The sequence below is a fragment of the uncultured Tateyamaria sp. genome (assembly GCF_947487805.1).
In the GTDB taxonomy this organism is placed as follows: Bacteria; Pseudomonadota; Alphaproteobacteria; order Rhodobacterales; family Rhodobacteraceae; genus Tateyamaria.
Genome location: NZ_CANKXW010000001.1, coordinates 247,501 through 264,969, shown reverse-complemented (window position 1 = coordinate 264,969; position 17,469 = coordinate 247,501). Strand labels below are relative to the sequence as shown.

Annotated in this window: 15 protein-coding genes, 1 tRNA gene and 2 rRNA genes (1 of these 18 only partly in view); 7 read left to right on the top strand and 11 right to left on the bottom strand. The window is 59.7% G+C overall.

The features are described 5' to 3' along the window. Nucleotides 1-5: 5 nt before the first annotated feature. Nucleotides 6-581 (top strand): nitroreductase, encoded by a 576-nt coding sequence (locus Q0949_RS01355; RefSeq protein WP_299367466.1) that lies wholly within the window; start codon nt 6-8, stop codon nt 579-581. Then, nucleotides 578-1,297 carry an EI24 domain-containing protein gene (locus Q0949_RS01350; RefSeq protein WP_299367463.1) on the top strand — a complete coding sequence of 240 codons (720 nt, stop codon included), beginning with the start codon at nt 578-580 and terminating at the stop codon, nt 1,295-1,297. Before Q0949_RS01355 ends, Q0949_RS01350 begins: the two co-directional genes overlap by 4 nt. Here Q0949_RS01350 and Q0949_RS01345 read toward each other — a convergent pair. Then, on the bottom strand, nt 1,254-1,529 hold the full coding sequence (locus tag Q0949_RS01345) for a DUF1467 family protein (protein WP_299367460.1): 276 nt from the start codon (nt 1,527-1,529) through the stop codon (nt 1,254-1,256). The genes Q0949_RS01350 and Q0949_RS01345 overlap by 44 nt on opposite strands. After that, complete coding sequence (gene mce, locus Q0949_RS01340; protein WP_299367457.1) at nt 1,529-1,933, bottom strand: methylmalonyl-CoA epimerase; 405 nt, start codon at nt 1,931-1,933, stop codon at nt 1,529-1,531. Before mce ends, Q0949_RS01345 begins: the two co-directional genes overlap by 1 nt. Nucleotides 1,934-2,063: 130 nt before the next feature. Between mce and Q0949_RS01335 the strand changes: the two genes are divergently transcribed. Beyond that, nucleotides 2,064-2,783, top strand: a complete 720-nt coding sequence (locus Q0949_RS01335; RefSeq protein WP_299369469.1) for a response regulator — start codon at nt 2,064-2,066, stop codon at nt 2,781-2,783. Between the two features lie 3 nt (nt 2,784-2,786). Here the strand turns inward: Q0949_RS01335 and Q0949_RS01330 are convergent, their stop codons facing one another. The 5 genes from Q0949_RS01330 to katG form a co-directional block, all read right to left on the bottom strand. Next, a complete protein-coding gene (locus Q0949_RS01330; RefSeq protein WP_299367454.1) occupies nt 2,787-3,506 on the bottom strand; it encodes a GNAT family protein in 720 nt (239 codons plus the stop codon). Nucleotides 3,507-3,560: 54 nt separating this feature from the next. Continuing rightward, nucleotides 3,561-4,733 (bottom strand): DUF1501 domain-containing protein, encoded by a 1,173-nt coding sequence (locus tag Q0949_RS01325; protein WP_299367451.1) that lies wholly within the window; start codon nt 4,731-4,733, stop codon nt 3,561-3,563. An 8-nt stretch (nt 4,734-4,741) separates the two neighbouring features. Next, complete coding sequence (locus tag Q0949_RS01320) at nt 4,742-6,133, bottom strand: DUF1800 domain-containing protein (protein WP_299367448.1); 1,392 nt, start codon at nt 6,131-6,133, stop codon at nt 4,742-4,744. Nucleotides 6,134-6,223: 90 nt separating this feature from the next. After that, a complete protein-coding gene (gene aspS, locus Q0949_RS01315; RefSeq protein WP_299367446.1) occupies nt 6,224-8,005 on the bottom strand; it encodes an aspartate--tRNA ligase in 1,782 nt (593 codons plus the stop codon). 174 nt (nt 8,006-8,179) lie between these two features. Further along, nucleotides 8,180-10,354 carry a catalase/peroxidase HPI gene (katG, locus tag Q0949_RS01310; RefSeq protein WP_299367443.1) on the bottom strand — a complete coding sequence of 725 codons (2,175 nt, stop codon included), beginning with the start codon at nt 10,352-10,354 and terminating at the stop codon, nt 8,180-8,182. A gap of 219 nt (nt 10,355-10,573) precedes the next feature. On the opposite strand from katG, the gene Q0949_RS01305 reads away from it, so the two are divergent. The 4 genes from Q0949_RS01305 (at nt 10,574) to Q0949_RS01290 (ending at nt 13,759) form a co-directional block, all read left to right on the top strand. Continuing rightward, nucleotides 10,574-11,461 carry a hydrogen peroxide-inducible genes activator gene (locus Q0949_RS01305; protein WP_299367439.1) on the top strand — a complete coding sequence of 296 codons (888 nt, stop codon included), beginning with the start codon at nt 10,574-10,576 and terminating at the stop codon, nt 11,459-11,461. A gap of 83 nt (nt 11,462-11,544) precedes the next feature. Then, entirely contained in the window at nt 11,545-12,249 is a 705-nt protein-coding gene (locus Q0949_RS01300; protein WP_299367436.1) for an ABC transporter permease, read from the top strand. A gap of 101 nt (nt 12,250-12,350) precedes the next feature. Next, complete coding sequence (locus Q0949_RS01295; protein ID WP_366523964.1) at nt 12,351-12,956, top strand: ATP-binding cassette domain-containing protein; 606 nt, start codon at nt 12,351-12,353, stop codon at nt 12,954-12,956. Then, nucleotides 12,953-13,759, top strand: a complete 807-nt coding sequence (locus Q0949_RS01290) for a substrate-binding domain-containing protein (RefSeq protein ID WP_299367430.1) — start codon at nt 12,953-12,955, stop codon at nt 13,757-13,759. Before Q0949_RS01295 ends, Q0949_RS01290 begins: the two co-directional genes overlap by 4 nt. 43 nt (nt 13,760-13,802) lie before the next feature. Here Q0949_RS01290 and Q0949_RS01285 read toward each other — a convergent pair. The 4 genes from Q0949_RS01285 to Q0949_RS01270 all read right to left on the bottom strand — a co-directional run. Next, nucleotides 13,803-13,879: transfer RNA gene (locus tag Q0949_RS01285), tRNA-Met, on the bottom strand. A 91-nt stretch (nt 13,880-13,970) separates the two neighbouring features. Beyond that, complete coding sequence (locus Q0949_RS01280; RefSeq protein ID WP_299367427.1) at nt 13,971-14,939, bottom strand: ornithine cyclodeaminase family protein; 969 nt, start codon at nt 14,937-14,939, stop codon at nt 13,971-13,973. Between the two features lie 115 nt (nt 14,940-15,054). After that, nucleotides 15,055-15,169, bottom strand: a 5S ribosomal RNA gene (gene rrf, locus Q0949_RS01275). A 116-nt stretch (nt 15,170-15,285) separates the two neighbouring features. Further along, nucleotides 15,286-17,469, bottom strand: a 23S ribosomal RNA gene (locus tag Q0949_RS01270) (it continues 646 nt past the right edge of the window).

The following is a 17,469-nucleotide window of genomic DNA, read 5'->3' as shown; positions in this document are numbered from 1 at the left end:
AACATATGCCCAACCCAAACCCATCCGCGCTGGATTTCCTGCTGACGCGCCGGTCGCGACCGGCCAAGACGCTGACCGCGCCCGTGCCCGACCGGGACACGCTGCGCACCCTGCTGACTGCCGCCGGGCGCACCCCGGATCACGGCAAGCTGGAGCCTTGGCGGTTCGTGGTCCTTGAGGCGGGCGCGATGCCGCGCCTTGCGCAAGCCGCGCAGGAACGGGGCGAGGCGCTTGGCCTTGATCCCGAACAGATCAACAAGGGGCGCAGCCAGTTTGACCAGGGCCATCTGGCCGTTGTCGTGATCGAAGTGCAAAAGCCGTCGGAGAAGATCCCCGCGCTGGAACAGACCTATTCCGCCGGGGCCGTGTGCCTTGCCCTGTTGAATGCCGCATTGGCCGCAGGTTGGGGCGCCAATTGGCTGAGCGGTTGGCCCAGCCATGACCGCGTGTTCATGCAGACGCTGGGGTTGGCAGATCACGAGCGCATCGCGGGCCTGATCCATATCGGGACCGAAACCAGCACACCGCCCGACCGGCCCCGCCCGGACGTTGACGCCATCACAGACTGGGTGACGTCGTGATCCTGGGCTCTTTCTTTGCGGCCTTGGGGCAGATTGGCGATCCGCGGTTTCGCCGTGTTTTGATGTTGGGTGTGGCGTTGACTGTGGCGCTTTTGGTGGCGGCGACGGCGGGGCTTGTCTGGCTTGTCGGTGCGCTCACCGCCGACAGCGTCACGGTGCCATGGGTAGGCGAGATCACGTGGCTGGACGATATTGTCAGCTGGGGGTCGTTTTTCCTGTTCTTCGTGTTGTCGGTCTTTCTGATGATGCCGGTGGCCTCTGCCATCACGTCGATGTTCCTCGACGAGGTCGCACAGGCGGTCGAGGACCGGCATTACCCCCACCTGCAAGCCGCACAATCCGTGCCCTTTGGCGATGCGGTGGTGGATACGGTGAATTTCCTCGGTGTGCTGATCGGAGCGAACCTGCTGGCGTTGATCCTGTACCTGTTCTTTGCGCCGTTTGCGCCGCTGATCTTCTGGGGGCTGAACGGGTTTCTGCTGGGCCGGGAATATTTCACCCTCGTCGCGATCCGCAGGGTCGGGCGCACGCAGGCCAAGGCGCTGCGGCGGGCGCATATCGGCACGATCTGGATGGCCGGGACGCTGATGGCGATCCCGCTTTCAATTCCGCTGCTGAACCTGCTTATCCCGATCATCGGGGCCGCGACGTTCACGCACCTCTATCATCGGCTCACAGCGGGGCAAGCGACCGGTCAAACCAGCTCATATCACTGAGGCTGATCCACCCCGACAGGATGATGCCCGCGATAATGATCCACAACACCAGCGCCACCCAGGTCACGATCCACGCCTTGCGCCGGGTGTGATGGTGTTCGGGCGCGCCCGCATGGGTGCCCGGTTCGATCTTGCCCAGATCGCCCTGTGTCTGCACCTTGATTGGCAGCGCGATCAGAAAGCACATCCACCAGATGACGGCATAAAGAACGAGGGCAGAGGTGATTCCCATCAGACCTGCTCCAGCTCGACAAGGCAGCCGTTGAAATCCTTGGGATGCAGAAACAGAACCGGTTTGCCATGCGCGCCGATCTTGGGCTCGCCTGAGCCCAGCACACGCGCGCCGGAGGATTTCAGGTGGTCGCGAGCCGCGATGATGTCGTCAACCTCGTAACAGACATGGTGAATGCCGCCTGACGGGTTTTTCTCAAGAAAGCCGTTGATGGGGCTGTCGTCGCCCAGCGGGTACAGCAATTCGATCTTGGTGTTGGGCAATTCGATAAAGATCACCGTCACCCCGTGATCAGGCTCATCCTGCGGCGCGCCGACCTGCGCGCCCAGCGCAGTGCGGTATTGCGCGGCGGCGGCCTCCAGATCGGGAACGGCAATGGCGACGTGGTTCAAGCGACCGATCATGGGGAAACTCCTGTTGTGCAAACGCAGCATCTTTACCGCCAAGCTTTGGGGCCACGCAAGAGCGCTAGCGTTAACGTACTGTTAGGCAACGTTCCGTAACCATAGGGGCCGACACATGACGGAGGATGTGATGGATACGACGGACCCGTTCAAGCCCAACTACCCCGCGCCCACCGCGATGCGGCCCCTGCTGGGGCTGACCGTTCTGGTGATTGAGGACAGCCGTTTTGCCTGTGAGGCGATGCGCCTGTTGTGTTTGCGCAGTGGTGCGCGGATCAGGCGCGCCGACACCCTGCGCGCGGCACGCAGGCACCTGCAAGTCTATCGCCCTTCGGTCGTGATCATCGATGTTGGCCTGCCCGATGGCAGTGGAACGGACCTGATCCGAGAGTTGTGCACGACCAATCACCGGCCTGACGTGATTCTCGGCACATCGGGTGATTTCAGCAGTGAGGCCCCGGTGCTCGAGGCGGGTGCAGATGGATATCTTGGCAAGCCGGTTGTGTCACTGGGCGTGTTTCAGGATACGATCCTGTCGCACCTGCCGATTGATCGCCGCCCGACCGGCCCGCGCGCAGTCAGTGACGACGTGGTCAGCCCCGATCCCATCGCCTATCGCGACGACATGGCCCATGTGGCCGATGTTCTGGAAAGCGGAACGGATTTCCGCACGCTCGACTATGTGGCGCAATTTCTCGGTGGCGTGGCCCGTAGTGCTCAGGATCAGGAGCTGGAACATGCGACGGCCGCGCTGGCGGCCAAACGGGCCCGCGGCGACGCTGCCGTGTCCGAGGCCGCAACTGTGGCCGGGCTGGTTCAGGAACGGCTGAGCGAAAAAATCGCGATCTGAACGTCAGAGTGTCGGATCGCTGGACACACGCACCAATTGGGTCAGATCGGTAAGGCTTTCGATCTGCTGGCCGTCCTCGCGAAAGTTCGAAGGGTTCAGCCAGGCGCGAAACGCTTCTCTCAGCGCCGGCCACTCGGTGTCAATTGCGGCAAACCAGGCGGTGTCGCGGTTGCGCCCCTTGACCACGGTTGCCTGACGAAACACTCCCTCATAGCTCAGCCCAAGCCGCTGCGCGGCGCGTCGGGACCCGGCATTCAGTGCGTTGCACTTCCATTCAAAGCGTCGGTAACCTGCGTCAAAGGCCCATTCCATCATCAGGTACAACGCTTCAGTCCCGGCGCGGGTGCGCTGCAAGGCGGGGCTGAAGTTGATGTGGCCAACCTCGATACTGCCATCCTTGGGTGAAATCCGCAGAAAACTGGCCACGCCTTCGAATGCGCCGGTCGACGCGTTGCGAATGGCATAGAACTGCACGGCGGGGTCCTGCTCTACTTCGCGGACCCAACGATGATATTGCGCCGATGAGGAAAACGGCCCGTAAGGCAGATAGTCCCAGACGTGATCGTGCCCGACATAGGCCCGGTACAGAAGTGCCGCATGACGTTCCGCGCTGAGCGGTTCCAGTTGGCAATGCACGCCGCGCAAAGACGTCACCGCATCGGGGACGGCTGGAGGCGACCAATCCGGCACCGGCGTCGCGTGTAATTCATAAAGCCCGGTCATTCGGCGACGTTAGGCGGATCACCGCCGAACGCCAAGCGCTTTCAACCTTTGCGTCTACAAGAGCAAACCGGGGTCGCTGCCCATGTCGAGACCGGGGAAAATCGACTGTTCGAACGTCGTCGTGTCGATGCCGGTCAATCCGCGCATGATCCACGCCGCCTGCGCGCGCACATCCGCGGTCGGCATCAGGTCACGACCCTGGTACAGGTCACCGTCCCCCAAGCCCGGCCACTGCCCGAACACACGCCCGCCGCGAATGGCGCCACCGGCCAGAACCATCAACCCACCGGTGCCGTGATCCGTGCCGCCTGTGCCGTTCTGACGTGCCGTTCGACCGAATTCGGTCATGGCGATCACGGCCGTCTTGCGCCACGTGTCACCGCGCATCTTACCGCGCAGCGTCGTCAACGTTTCGGCCAGACGTTTCAGACCAGGCAGGATTGCACGCTCCTGATGGAAATGCGTGTCCCACCCATTGAGAGAAAACGCAGCAATGCGGGCATCCTGTGACAAGCGGTCCGCGGCAAAGCGGGCGATCTCGATATGGTTGCCACCGCGCGGCCCGCCCATATCATCCGCCGCATCGGACAAAAGCTGCGCCTCGGCCAAGGCCGCATGGATCGCCGGATCGGATTCCGTCACCAGGTCCATCAAGCGTACGGCTTGCGGGCTCAGGCCCAGATCGGCATCCGGCGCCCAGTTCGCCACCTCTGCATCGCCACGCATCAGGCGCATGTCATTGCGCCCAACGGAATAGGCGGTTTGCGCGGTAACACCGGGAATGACCTGCAACATCCGGTTCAACCAGCCATCCCGCACCCCGGCCAGTGACTCCGTTCCCGCCTCGAGCAGGTCCTGCCCGTCAAAATGGCTCCGCTTGTCGCGGTAGGGCGTCGAAATCGCATGCACGAAGGACAGCTGCCCGGCCTGCCATAACGGCATCAACGAGGCCAATGCTGGGTGCAGAGCGAAGTAACCGTCCAGATCCAACGCCCCGGCCTGCGGCCCCCCGGAAAGGCTACCGCGCAACGCGGCAAAACCGGGATCGCCATAGGGCTGCACAACGTCCAACCCGTCCATGCCCCCCCGCAGGATAATGACAACCAACCGGGTATCCCACGGGGTTTGCGCAAAACTCACCGGAGTGAACAACGGGCTTGCGGCCAGTGAACAGCCGATGACCCCGGCACGGGCCAGAAAGTCACGTCGCGAAACTGAAGAAACCATGCTTTGTCCTATCTTCGCTGAAAGGCCGGCGACATCAGAACGATGCCGATGGCTTCGGGTCTGCTCTCTGCTGCGGCAGCGGCAAATCGCACGGGCTCTGTCACGAACGCGCCCAGCGCGGTTTCGGCAAAGTCGCGTGGATCGGGCAGCACCTTTACCAATTGCGCGGGAATCCGCATTGCCCAGTTCACCCGTGCGGCCAACCCCTGCGGCGTAATCCATTCGGGGTCTTCTTCGGGCCAGCCATCAGGTCCTAAAGGGCGCTCCCATTGCTGGCCCATCCGAATGAACGGCGCCGCGAACATGCGCCGCATGTCCTTTTCGCTTTGCCCGTCGAACGCATCTGCCGGCACGGCCAGCGCGCGCATGGCAGAAGACACGTAATCGGCGGGCGGTTTGAAATTGTTCAGCGGATCGCGCCAAGCAGATGGGTGTGTCAGCAACACCTCGTAGAGCACCATCAGGTCGCCGCCCGTGTCCAGATAGGCCTGCGTCAGCGCGTCAACCAGAGCAGGATCGGGCGTGTCGGCAACAAAATGCACCGCGAGTTTTCCCGCCAGGTGCCGCGCTGTCGACGGGTGGGCGGCAAGGTCGCGCAATACGGCACGGATGGCATTGATGTTGGGGACATCCGGATAGGCTTTGCCAAGTACCGTTTCCGGGCCGGGTTCCATGAAGTCCTTCCGGAATTTCAAACCGTTCTTGCTGTCGAAAGTGAGCCCGGCGAACAGTTCGGCCAGCTCGGTCACGTCCTGCTGTGTATATGGTCCGTCGACGCCCAGAGTGTGCAGTTCGAGCACTTCGCGTGCGAGATTTTCATTCAGGCCACGGGGTTTGTTCTTGCCCGCCTTGATCGCGCGTTCGCTGTTCGGGCCCATGGACAGCCGCTGATCGAGATAGTCGACCATGAGCGGATGCATGACCGCCGATTGCAACAGGTCCTCGAACCGGCCCGAAACGAAAGGTCGGATCGCATCCTCGATGTAAGGCGACGTTGCACGCCGCACGACGCCGCGTTTGCCCATGGCGGTAAAATGATCGGCCCAAAAGGCCACGACCCGTTCCCGAAATGCCGTGGTGGTGTGGGTCCGGCGCAGCATGGTCTGGCCCAGCCATTGGAACATCGCCACCCGCGCGTCCTTGTTCAGCTCGTTGCGCCGTTTGCGCGCCGCCGCGGCCAGGTCCGTGCCCCGGTTGGCCTGTCGTATCCTGATCTGTTCCTGTACCGCGACCATGCGATTGCGGAACACGTGAAAGGGTTCGACCGGAAAGCGGGTCGTCATCGTATCCGGGGTGCCCAAACCATCCAACATTTCGGCCACGCTTTGCGGCGCGGCGACCTGTGGCGACAGCCCGTAACCAAATCTTATTTCAGCAAGTTGGGGATCGAAACTGCTCATACCGCTCCGCCGTATCTACGCCGGACAAAGGATACCATAACGGGGCGGGAATGACACCGCCCCGAAATCCGGACATGCGCAGGTCTCTGCCTAGTCCTGCGGAATGACGCGCAGACCCAGTTCCATCAACTGGTCGCTCGTTGGATCGCTGGGCGCATCCATCATCAAATCCTCGGCGCGCTGGTTCATCGGGAACAGGATTACCTCGCGGATGTTCTGTTCACCGGCCAACAGCATGACGATCCGGTCAATGCCTGCCGCACAGCCACCGTGGGGCGGCGCGCCATATTGGAACGCATTGACCATGCCACCGAACCGCTTGCGCACTTCGGCCTCGTCATAGCCCGCAATCTCGAACGCCTTGAACATGATCTCGGGCCGGTGGTTCCGGATCGCACCCGACACCAGCTCATAGCCGTTGCACGCAAGGTCGTACTGGAACCCCAGCACGTTCAGCGGATCACCTTGCAGCGCCTCCATCCCCCCTTGGGGCATGGAAAACGGGTTATGTTCAAAGTCGATCTTGCCGGTCTCTTCGTCCGCCTCGTAAATTGGGAAATCCACGATCCAGGCAAAGGCAAAGCGGTCCTCGTCGATCAGCTTCAGCTCTTCGCCAATCACGTTGCGCGCACGGCCCGCAATGGCCTCAAACGCCTTGGGTTTGCCCCCGAGGAAGAACGCAGCATCCCCAACACCCAGCCCCAGTTGCTGACGGATGGCTTCGGTCCGCTCAGGCCCGATATTCTTTGCCAGCGGTCCTGCGGCTTCTATCCCCTCACCCTGATCACGCCAGAAGATATACCCCATCCCTGGCAGACCCTCTTTCTGGGCATAGGCGTTCATGCGGTCACAGAACTTGCGGGAACCACCGCCCGGCGCTGGAATGGCGCGGATTTCCGTGCCCTCCTGCGTCAACAGCTTTGCGAAAATCGCAAAGCCGGAGTCGCGGAAGTGGTCGGAGACCACTTGCATTTTAATAGGGTTTCGCAGGTCCGGCTTGTCCGATCCGTACCACAGCGCAGCATCGCGATAGCTGATCTGCTCCCAGCTGTCGGGCGCATCGACTTTCTTGCCGCCGCCAAACTCTTCGAACACACCCGCCAGCACAGGGGCAATCGTGTCGAACACGTCCTGCTGCGTGACAAAGCTCATCTCAAGGTCAAGCTGATAGAAATCCGTGGGCGAGCGGTCAGCGCGCGGGTCTTCATCGCGGAAGCAGGGCGCGATCTGAAAATATTTGTCAAAGCCCGAGACCATCAGCAACTGCTTGAACTGCTGCGGGGCCTGCGGCAGTGCATAGAACTTTCCCGGATGCAGGCGCGACGGCACGAGGAAATCGCGGGCGCCTTCGGGCGACGACGCGGTGATGATCGGCGTCTGGTATTCGCGGAATTCGCGGTCCCACATGCGCTTGCGGATCGATGACACCACGTCGCTGCGCAGCTTCATGTTCTCCTGCATCTTTTCACGGCGCAGGTCGAGATAGCGATAGGTCAGGCGCGTTTCCTCGGGATATTCCTGATCGCCGAACACCATCAGCGGCAATTCGGCGGCGTGGCCCAGCACTTCGAGATCGCGGACGAACACTTCGATCTCGCCGGTGGGGATCTTGGGGTTGATCAGGGACGCGTCGCGCGCCTTGACGGTGCCGTCGATGCGAATGCACCACTCGCTGCGCACCTTTTCGACCTCGGCAAACACAGGGCTGTCCGGATCACACAACACCTGCGTCATGCCGTAGTGGTCACGCAGGTCGATGAACAGCACGCCGCCGTGGTCGCGCACCCGATGGACCCAGCCCGAAAGACGCACGGTATCACCCACATTGGCCGAAGTCAGAGCGGCGCAGGAGTGAGAGCGGTAAGCATGCATGATGTGGTCCCTTCGGGGCTGCGTATAAGATCGGCGCAGATACACCGGGCGAGGGGTGGAAAGTCAAGGTGGCAAAGGCTTTTGGCACGACGCACGTGCCACGCGGCCGGCTTGCCCCAAAAACGCAAAACGCGGGCCCCGGGGGACCCGCGTTTCATTTCAGTGTACGGCGGATTACAGCAGGTCGAAACGATCCGCGTGCATCACCTTTGCCCATGCCGCAACAAAGTCGTTCACGAATTTGTCTGCGTTGTCGTCTTGTGCATACACCTCGGCATAAGAGCGCAGGATCGAGTTCGAGCCGAACACGAGGTCCGCGCTGGTGGCGGTGAACTTGATCGCGCCCGTGGCCCGGTCGCGCAGTTCATAGGTGCCGTCGCCCGCAGCGTGCCAGCTGTAGGCCATGTCGGTCAGGTTGACAAAGAAGTCCTGTGTCAGGTGACCCACACGGTCCGTGAACACGCCGTGGCCGGTGCCGCCAAAGTTCGTGCCCAGAACACGCATACCGCCCAGCAGCACGGTCATCTCCTGCGCCGTCAGGCCCAGCAGCTGCGCCCGGTCCAGCATCATTTCCTCGGGGCTGATCGCCAGATCGTCCTTGGCAAAGTTGCGGAAGCCGTCTGCGTGCGGCTCAAGCACGTCAAAGCTGTCTGCATCGGTCTGGTCGTCGGTCGCGTCACCTCGGCCCGGCGTGAACGGCACCGTGACGTCAAATCCTGCGGCCTTGGCCGCTGCCTCGACGGCGACATTGCCTGCCAATACGATCACATCCGCGACGGACGCGTCGGTTTCTTCGGCGATCGGCTCCAGCTTGGCCAGAACCGCGTCCAGACGCTCAGGTTCGTTGCCTACCCATGTACGCTGCGGGGCCAGACGGATCCGCGCGCCGTTGGCGCCGCCCCGTTTGTCCGACCCGCGGAAGGTGCGGGCACTGTCCCACGCCGTTGCAATCAGGTCCGCCTGGCCGATGCCGCTGGCGGCAATTTTGGATTTCACCGCCTCTACGTCGAAATCTGCATTGCCAGCGGGGATCGGGTCTTGCCAGATCAGATCTTCGGCTGGCACGTCCGGGCCGATATAGTTGGCGCGCGGGCCCATGTCGCGGTGAGTCAGCTTGAACCAGGCGCGCGCAAACGTGTCCCGGAAATAGGCTTCGTCTGCCATGAACTTTTCGCAGATTCCGCGATAGATCGGGTCAACCTTCATCGCCATGTCGGCATCGGTCATCATCGGCATACGGCGCACGGACGGGTCCGAGGCGTCGACCGGCATGTCTTCTTCCTTGATGTCGATGGGCTGCCACTGGTTTGCACCGGCGGGCGATTTGGTCAGTTCCCACTCGTACCCGAACAGCAGCTTGAAATAGCCCATGTCGAACTTCGTGGGCTCTGTCGTCCACGCGCCTTCGATGCCGGAGGTGATCAGCGAGCTGGCCTGATCAGTCTGGCTGGGATTGGTCCAGCCCATACCCTGCGCCTCGAGGCCCGCGCCTTCGGGCTCTGCGCCCAATGCGCCGGCGTCACCGTTGCCGTGCGCCTTGCCGACCGTGTGGCCGCCTGCGGTCAGGGCTGCGGTTTCTTCGTCATTCATGGCCATCCGGGCAAATGTTTCGCGGACGTGCAGCGCGGTCCGTGCGGGATCGGGATTGCCGTTCACGCCCTCGGGGTTGACGTAGATCAGGCCCATGTGGACCGCCGCCAACGGGTTGGCCATCGTCGATGGGTCGTCCAGATCCTCGTAACGGTTTTCGCTGGGTGCCAGCCACTCGGCCTCTTCGCCCCAGTTGATGTCGATGCCCGGCGCCCATGTATCGGCACGGCCAAAGCCAAAGCCAAACGTCTTCAACCCCATGGATTCATACGCGATATTGCCTGCCAGCAACATCAGGTCCGCCCAGGACAGGGCATTGCCGTATTTCTTTTTGACCGGCCACAGCAAACGGCGCGCCTTGTCGAGGCTGGCATTGTCAGGCCACGAGTTGAGCGGCGCAAAGCGTTGATCGCCCGACGCACCACCGCCGCGACCGTCCTGCATCCGGTAGGTGCCCGCAGCGTGCCATGCCATCCGGATCATAAAACCACCGTAATGGCCCCAATCGGCAGGCCACCACGGCTGGCTGTCTGTCATCAGCGCATGCAGGTCCGCCTTGACCGCGTCATAGTCGAGGGCCTTCACCGCTTCGCGGTAGTCAAAGTCGGGATCCATCGGGTTGGTCCGCGCGCCGTGCTGATGCAGCACCTCTATCTTCAGCGCATTGGGCCACCAGTCCTTGTTGGTGCGACCGCCAAACGTGCTGGCAAGGCTGGCGCCGTGCATCACTGGGCATTTGCCGATGTCGTTACCGTCCATGAGATTCTCCGATCATTGTCTGTTGCCCGCAACCTATAGTCAGATTGGAATGATTCTAGTCTTGCGCAACGAATAGTTTTTCAACCCCGAGCGCAGCACGTGTTTGGCCAGTTGATTCGTGCCGAGCACAGCCGCGTTTTTCCGGGTGTAGCGCTGTCATAGCAAGCGCGTGTCATTAGTATAAATTGTATTTTCCTATATCTGTGATAACCCCAACCTATGGATACGCTCACCCTCCGCCAACTCAGGTATTTTGCCGCTCTCAGGGACGAAGGCCATTTTGGCCGGGCGGCCGAACGCTGCGCCGTATCTCAACCTGCCCTGTCGGTTCAGATCAAGGATCTGGAGGGTCAATTCGGCTTTGAATTGTTCGAACGTGGCGCACGTGGCGTGCGGTTGACCAGTATGGGCGACGCCTTTGCCGGTCATGCACAAAGGATCCTGCAGTCCGTGGCAGACCTCGAAGACTGGGCCACATCCGCAAAGTCCGGCAAATTGGAACGCCTGCGCCTCGGGGTCATTCCGACCATTGCGCCCTATCTGGTTCCGAAACTCGTGCCTGCACTGGGGCATGCGTTTCCCGACATGGACATACACATCCGCGAGACCGTGACGCCCAAGCTGGTCGAGGAATTGTCTGCCGGGTTGATTGATGCAGCCTTGGTCGCACTGCCGCTGGATGAACCCAGCCTTACGGAGTTGCGACTCTTTTCCGAGGATATGGTTCTCATACGCCACACGGCTGCACTGCAGGATGGCCCACTCACTGCGGACAGCATCGCACATATGCGGCTGCTCCTTCTGGAAGAAGGCCACTGTTTTCGCGATCAGACCCTGTCCTTTTGCAACATCAACCCGCGTCAGAGGCGCGAAGGGCTCGACGGCAGTTCGCTGACAACGCTCGTGCAGATGGTGGGCGCAGGCATCGGGGTGACCCTAATCCCCGATATGGCCATTCCCGTGGAAACAAGATCAACGCCTGTGCAGGTCTGCCGCTTTGCCAGTCCCGCGCCACAACGCGATATCGGACTGGTTTGGCGCAGTACGAACCCAATCGGAAACGCGTTGACCGAAATTGGCCAGATAATCGCCCAAGTCCGCGCCTAGCCGGTCTTTTCAACCACGGGCGCGATGCGATACAGCCGGTCAACTGCGGTTTTGGGCGGACGGCGTGATCATGCGTGTGACACATGGCTGACATCTGGGATGGAATGCGCGCGGCCTTCTGGCTGATCGTCCAGCTTGACGCGGATCTGATGGAGATCACGCTGCGGTCACTGCATGTGAGCCTGACGGCCCTCCTGATCGCCTGCTTGATTGCCTTGCCCGCGGGGACGTGGCTGGCTGTGCGGCGGTTCCGGTTCCGTCGTGCAGCCATCGCTACCTTGAATGCGTTCATGGGTCTACCGCCGGTCGTCGTCGGGTTGATCGTCTATTTGCTGTTGTCGCGCGACGGACCGTTCGGCGTCTTTGGCCTGCTGTTCACCCCAACGGCGATGATCATTGCGCAGGTCATCATCATCACGCCGCTGGTCATGTCGATCACCCATCAAGCCATGCGCGAGCTGTGGTCCGAATACCATGACCTGTTGATCTCGCTGAACACATCGCGGTCCCAGCGGGTCAGGACATTGCTATGGGACGGGCGCCGCGCGCTGTTGACGGCCGCCTTGGCTGGTTTTGGTCGTGCCATAGGCGAGGTCGGCGCCATCATGATCGTGGGCGGCAATATCGATCATGTCACCCGTGTGCTGACCACAGCAATTGCGCTTGAAACGTCCAAGGGGGACTTTGCATTGGCCCTCGGCCTGGGATTTGTTCTGATCGGGCTGTCCCTGGTCATCAGCTTTCTGACCCACAGCCTGTCTCAGACCGAGCGGAGCGGACGATGGTAGGTGATCTGATGCCGCTGGACATAGTCGGGTTGGAAGTCCGCCGTCGCGGCAAGCGCCTACTGGGTCCGATCACGCACCGGTTCGGCCTTGACGGGCTGACCATGGTGATCGGCCCGAACGGGGCGGGCAAGACGACTTTTCTAAAGGCCCTGCACGGCATTGAAAGGATCAGCGCAGGAGACCTGCGGTGGGCGACATCGCCCGAAGATGCCAAGGGACGGCAAGCCTATGTTTTTCAGACGCCAACGATGCTTCGACGTTCGGTGCGGGAAAACCTTGCCTATCCGCTACGCCTGAACGGAGTACGGGGCGGGGATCTTGCCAAGACCTGCGAGGCTTGGGCTGAACGGATCAATCTGAGTGACGCACTTGAGCGCCCCGCGCCGCGCCTTTCGGGCGGTGAACGGCAAAAACTGGCAATTGCCCGAGCGCTGATATCCGGACCGGACCTTCTGTTTCTGGACGAACCTTGCGCCAATCTTGATGGATCGGCCACCGCCGATATTGAGCGGATGCTGGCGGACGCACTGGACCAAGGGACGCGCATCATCATGACCAGTCACGATGTCGGACAAGTCCGCCGACTGGCCCATGACTTTTTGTTTCTTCACGGCGGACAGATCCGGGAAGCGGGCTCATCTGGTCAATTGAATGATCCGCAAAGCATTGAATTGAAATCCTTTTTGAAGGGCGACATTCTGCGATGAAATGGCTTCTCTTTCTTGTGTCCCTGCTTTGGGCCTGCACTGCCTACGCCGACACCTTGCGGCTGGCCGTGACAACTTCGTTCGAGAATTCCGGCCTGTCGGAGGTCCTGTTGCCCGCGATACGTCGGGACACCGGGATTGACGTTCAACTGTTGGTTGTCGGCACTGGCCAAGCGCTGCGCCTTGGTCGCGCAGGGGATGTTGACGCAATTCTCGTGCACTCGCGCGCTGCCGAAGAACAATTTGTCGCTGACGGCTTCGGGACGCATCGGCGCGAGATCATGTACAATGATTTCGTTCTGATCGGACCATCATCTGACGTGGCCGGAGTCGCGGGTCAACCCACGATTCTCAAGGCATTTCAGGCTGTTGCAGATGCCGAAGCGACTTTTGTCAGTCGTGGTGATGACAGCGGGACACACCGCAAGGAACTGTCGATCTGGGCGGAAGCGGGAGTGAGCAGCGAGGCATTTGGGCGCTGGTATCTCGAGGTCGGATCGGGAATGGGCGCCAGTCTGAACACGGCCTCAGGTGCGAATGCGTATATACTTGCGGATCGGGCGAGTTGGCTGAATTTCAGCAACAAGGGGGAGCTTGAACTGCTTTTCTCCGGTGACCCTGCCTTGTTCAACCAGTACAGCTTTCTGCCGGTTGATCCCGCGAGACATGCTCACGTCAACCATGAAAGCGCGTTGTTGCTTGAGACGTGGCTGACCGGAGCGGTCGCAAGTGAGCTAATCAATGGACACTCGATTTCGGACCAAAAGCTTTTTGTGTTCAATGCTTTGGACCGACCTGAATGAAATAAGACACGAAAAACGCCGCCCGGTGAGGGGCGGCGTTTTTTGGTTGCGGGAGTAGGATTTGAACCTACGACCTTCAGGTTATGAGCCTGACGAGCTACCGGGCTGCTCCATCCCGCGCCAAGTTCGGCGTATGTACTGCCAAGAACAGGAAGGTGCAAGGGCTTCGGGGTGGGATTGGTGACTTTTTCTTTTGGTTTCGTACGGCATGTTAATTGACGAGTGTTCCGAGACCGGCCTCTTCCGCCCGGTCAAGCGCCAAGAGTGCGATGGCCGTGTCCTGCACCCCCGTGCCAGCCAAATCGCAGATCGAAATAGCGTGGTCTGGCCGATCAAGATGTACCGCCCCGGACGTCAATGCGCCAAGAGGAACGACGGTGTCCCTCTGTCCGGACAGCTGTTGAAGTTCTCCGTTGTTCAGGCATTGGTCGATGTCGTCGCAGCCAATTATATCCGCACGTTCGAGACAGTTCGGCGCAAGTTCCCTTTTTCCCGGCATGTCCGACCCCATCGCCGTGATGTGATGACCCGGAGGGATCATATTCGCTGTAACAAGTGGCTGTTTCGATGGCGTTGTGGTGACGGTCATGTCCGTGGAGGACAGAACTTTGGCCGGACTGGATGCGGCCTCAACCGGGACGCCAAGTTCCTGGGTCATTTCCGCGCAATAGGTGGCGAGCGCGTCCGTGTTTCGCCCAAAGGCCACGATTTTGGTCAACGGGCGGACGAGGTTGATGCACCGCGCCTGCCAACGTGCTTGTGTACCGGTGCCGATGACCCCCAAGCGTGAGGCGGATTTTCGTGCCATATGTTTGACCGAAACGGCGCCGGCCAGTCCGGTCCGCAAATCCATCAAGTAACCGTTGTCCACACAGATCGCACGCGTCATGCCGGTTTCAGAATCGAGAATGACAAATGAGCTGGAGCAACTGGCGAGCCCACGTGCCGGGTTGTCATAGAAACCCGATGCGATTTTGATCGCAAATGCGGGTTCGCCACGTACGACGGCTCCTTTCACGTCGACTTCTTTGCGAGCTGCGACATCGAAATGCATGATCGGCGGCATTTCGACCCTGCCCTCGAGCAGCCACGTAAATCCATTTTCGATGGCGCTCAGCGCATCTGGATCGTTCGGGACACATGCGCGCAGGTCTTCTTCGCTAAGAATACGTGTTTTCATCTGGATAGATTAGGCGAATTTCGTCCGCCAAAAAGCAAAAACGCCGCCCTTGAGAGGCGGCGCATTGTAATTGTTTCATCATATGAGAGATACGAAAACTTAAAGGGCTTTTTAGGTTTGGCGATGACCTACTCTCCCACGCCTTAAGACGCAGTACCATCGGCGCTACAGCACTTAACTGCCGGGTTCGGGATGGGACCGGGTGTTTTGCTTGCGCTATGATCACCAAACCGAAAAAGGCCTTTAAATTCCTCAACACGTTGTCCAAGTCGCGTACGACTGCATGTGTGTATGCTCTTTGATTATCGTTCATCACGAGGCGTATGAAGTCTCGCTTTTACTGGATCAAATCAAGCCTATCGGGCAATTAGTACCAGTCAACTGAATGCATTACTGCACTTACATCTCTGGCCTATCGACGAGGTGGTCTACCTCGGCCCTCAGGGATACCTTGTTTTGAGGGGGGCTTCCCGCTTAGATGCCTTCAGCGGTTATCCTGTCCGATCATAGCTACCCAGCACTGCCGTTGGCACGACAACTGGTCCACCAGTGGATCGTTCACCCCGGTCCTCTCGTACTAGGGGCAACTCCTCTCAAGTATCCTACACCCACGGAAGATAGGGACCGAACTGTCTCACGACGTTCTAAACCCAGCTCACGTACCTCTTTAAACGGCGAACAGCCGTACCCTTGGGACCTGCTCCAGCCCCAGGATGAGATGAGCCGACATCGAGGTGCCAAACACTGCCGTCGATATGGACTCTTGGGCAGTATCAGCCTGTTATCCCCGGCGTACCTTTTATCCGTTGAGCGATGGCCCTTCCACTCGGGACCACCGGATCACTATGGCCGTCTTTCGACTCTGCTCGACTTGTCAGTCTCGCAGTCAGGCTGGCTTCTGCCATTGCACTCAACGAGCGATTTCCGACCGCTCTGAGCCAACCTTCGCGCGCCTCCGTTACGCTTTAGGAGGCGACCGCCCCAGTCAAACTACCCGCCACACAGGGTCCCGGATCCGGATAACGGACCGCGGTTAGACATCAAGCAATGCAAGGGTGGTATCTCAAGGGAGGCTCCACAAAGACTAGCGTCTCTGCTTCAAAGCCCACCACCTATCCTGCACATGCATGGCCTGATGCCAGTGTGAAGCTGTAGTAAAGGTGCACGGGGTCTTTCCGTCTAACCGCGGGAAACCTGCATCTTGACAGGTAATTCAATTTCGCTGAGTCTATGTTGGAGACAGCGGGGAAGTCGTTACGCCATTCGTGCAGGTCGGAACTTACCCGACAAGGAATTTCGCTACCTTAGGACCGTTATAGTTACGGCCGCCGTTTACCTGGGCTTCAATTCAGAGCTCTCACCCCTCCTTTTAACCTTCAGGCACCGGGCAGGCGTCAGACCCTATACGTCGTCTTGCGACTTCGCAGAGCCCTGTGTTTTTAATAAACAGTCGCCACCCCCTGGTTTGTGCCCCCAGCCCCTAGTTGCCTAGGAACCGGGCCTCCTTCTCGCGAACTTACGGAGGTATTTTGCCGAGTTCCTTCAACATAGTTCTCTCAAGCGCCTTGGTATTCTCTACCAGTCCACCTGTGTCGGTTTAGGGTACGATCTTATAGGAGGGCTATTTCCAGGAACCTCTTAGCAGCCCATTCAATCCGATAAGGATGAACTACCTTCGAGATCCGTCACCACTCCACGGCCCAGGAATATTAACCTGGTTCCCATCGACTACGCCTTTCGGCCTCGCCTTAGGGGTCGGCTTACCCTGCTCAGATTAGCTTTAAGCAGGAACCCTTGGACTTTCGGCGAGAGTGTCTCTCACACTCTTTGTCGCTACTCATGTCATCATTCTCACTAGTGATCTCTCCACCGGATCCCTCACAGGCCGGCTTCACAGAAAACTCCGTATCCTCCGCTACATCCCGAAGGATGCAAAAGAGGATTGGAGTTATGTCACACTACGCTCTGCTACCATGCACTAAGTGCATCCTAAGCTTCGGCTCATGGCTTGAGCCCCGTTACATCTTCGCCGCAGGACAACTTATTTAGACCAGTGAGCTGTTACGCTATCTTTAAAGGATGGCTGCTTCTAAGCCAACCTCCTGGTTGTTTTGGTCGTCCCACCTGCTTTCCCACTTAGCCATGAATTGGGGGCCTTAGCTGTAGGTCAGGGTTGTTTCCCTCTCCACGACGGACGTTAGCATTCGCCGTGTGTCTGCCATCTAGTACTCCCGGGTATTCGGAGTTTGGTTAGGATCAGTAAGCCTGTGGGGCCCCATTACCCATCCAGTGCTCTACCCCCCGGGGTATTCGGATGACGCTCTACCTAAATAGATTTCGCAGAGAACCAGCTATCTCCGAGTTTGATTGGCCTTTCACCCCTAGGCACAACTCATCCCGACCTTTTTCAACAGGTGTGGGTTCGGACCTCCAGTAAGTGTTACCTTACCTTCATCCTGGTCATGCCTAGATCACTCGGTTTCGGGTCTGATCCACCTAACTCGACGCCCTATTAAGACTCGCTTTCGCT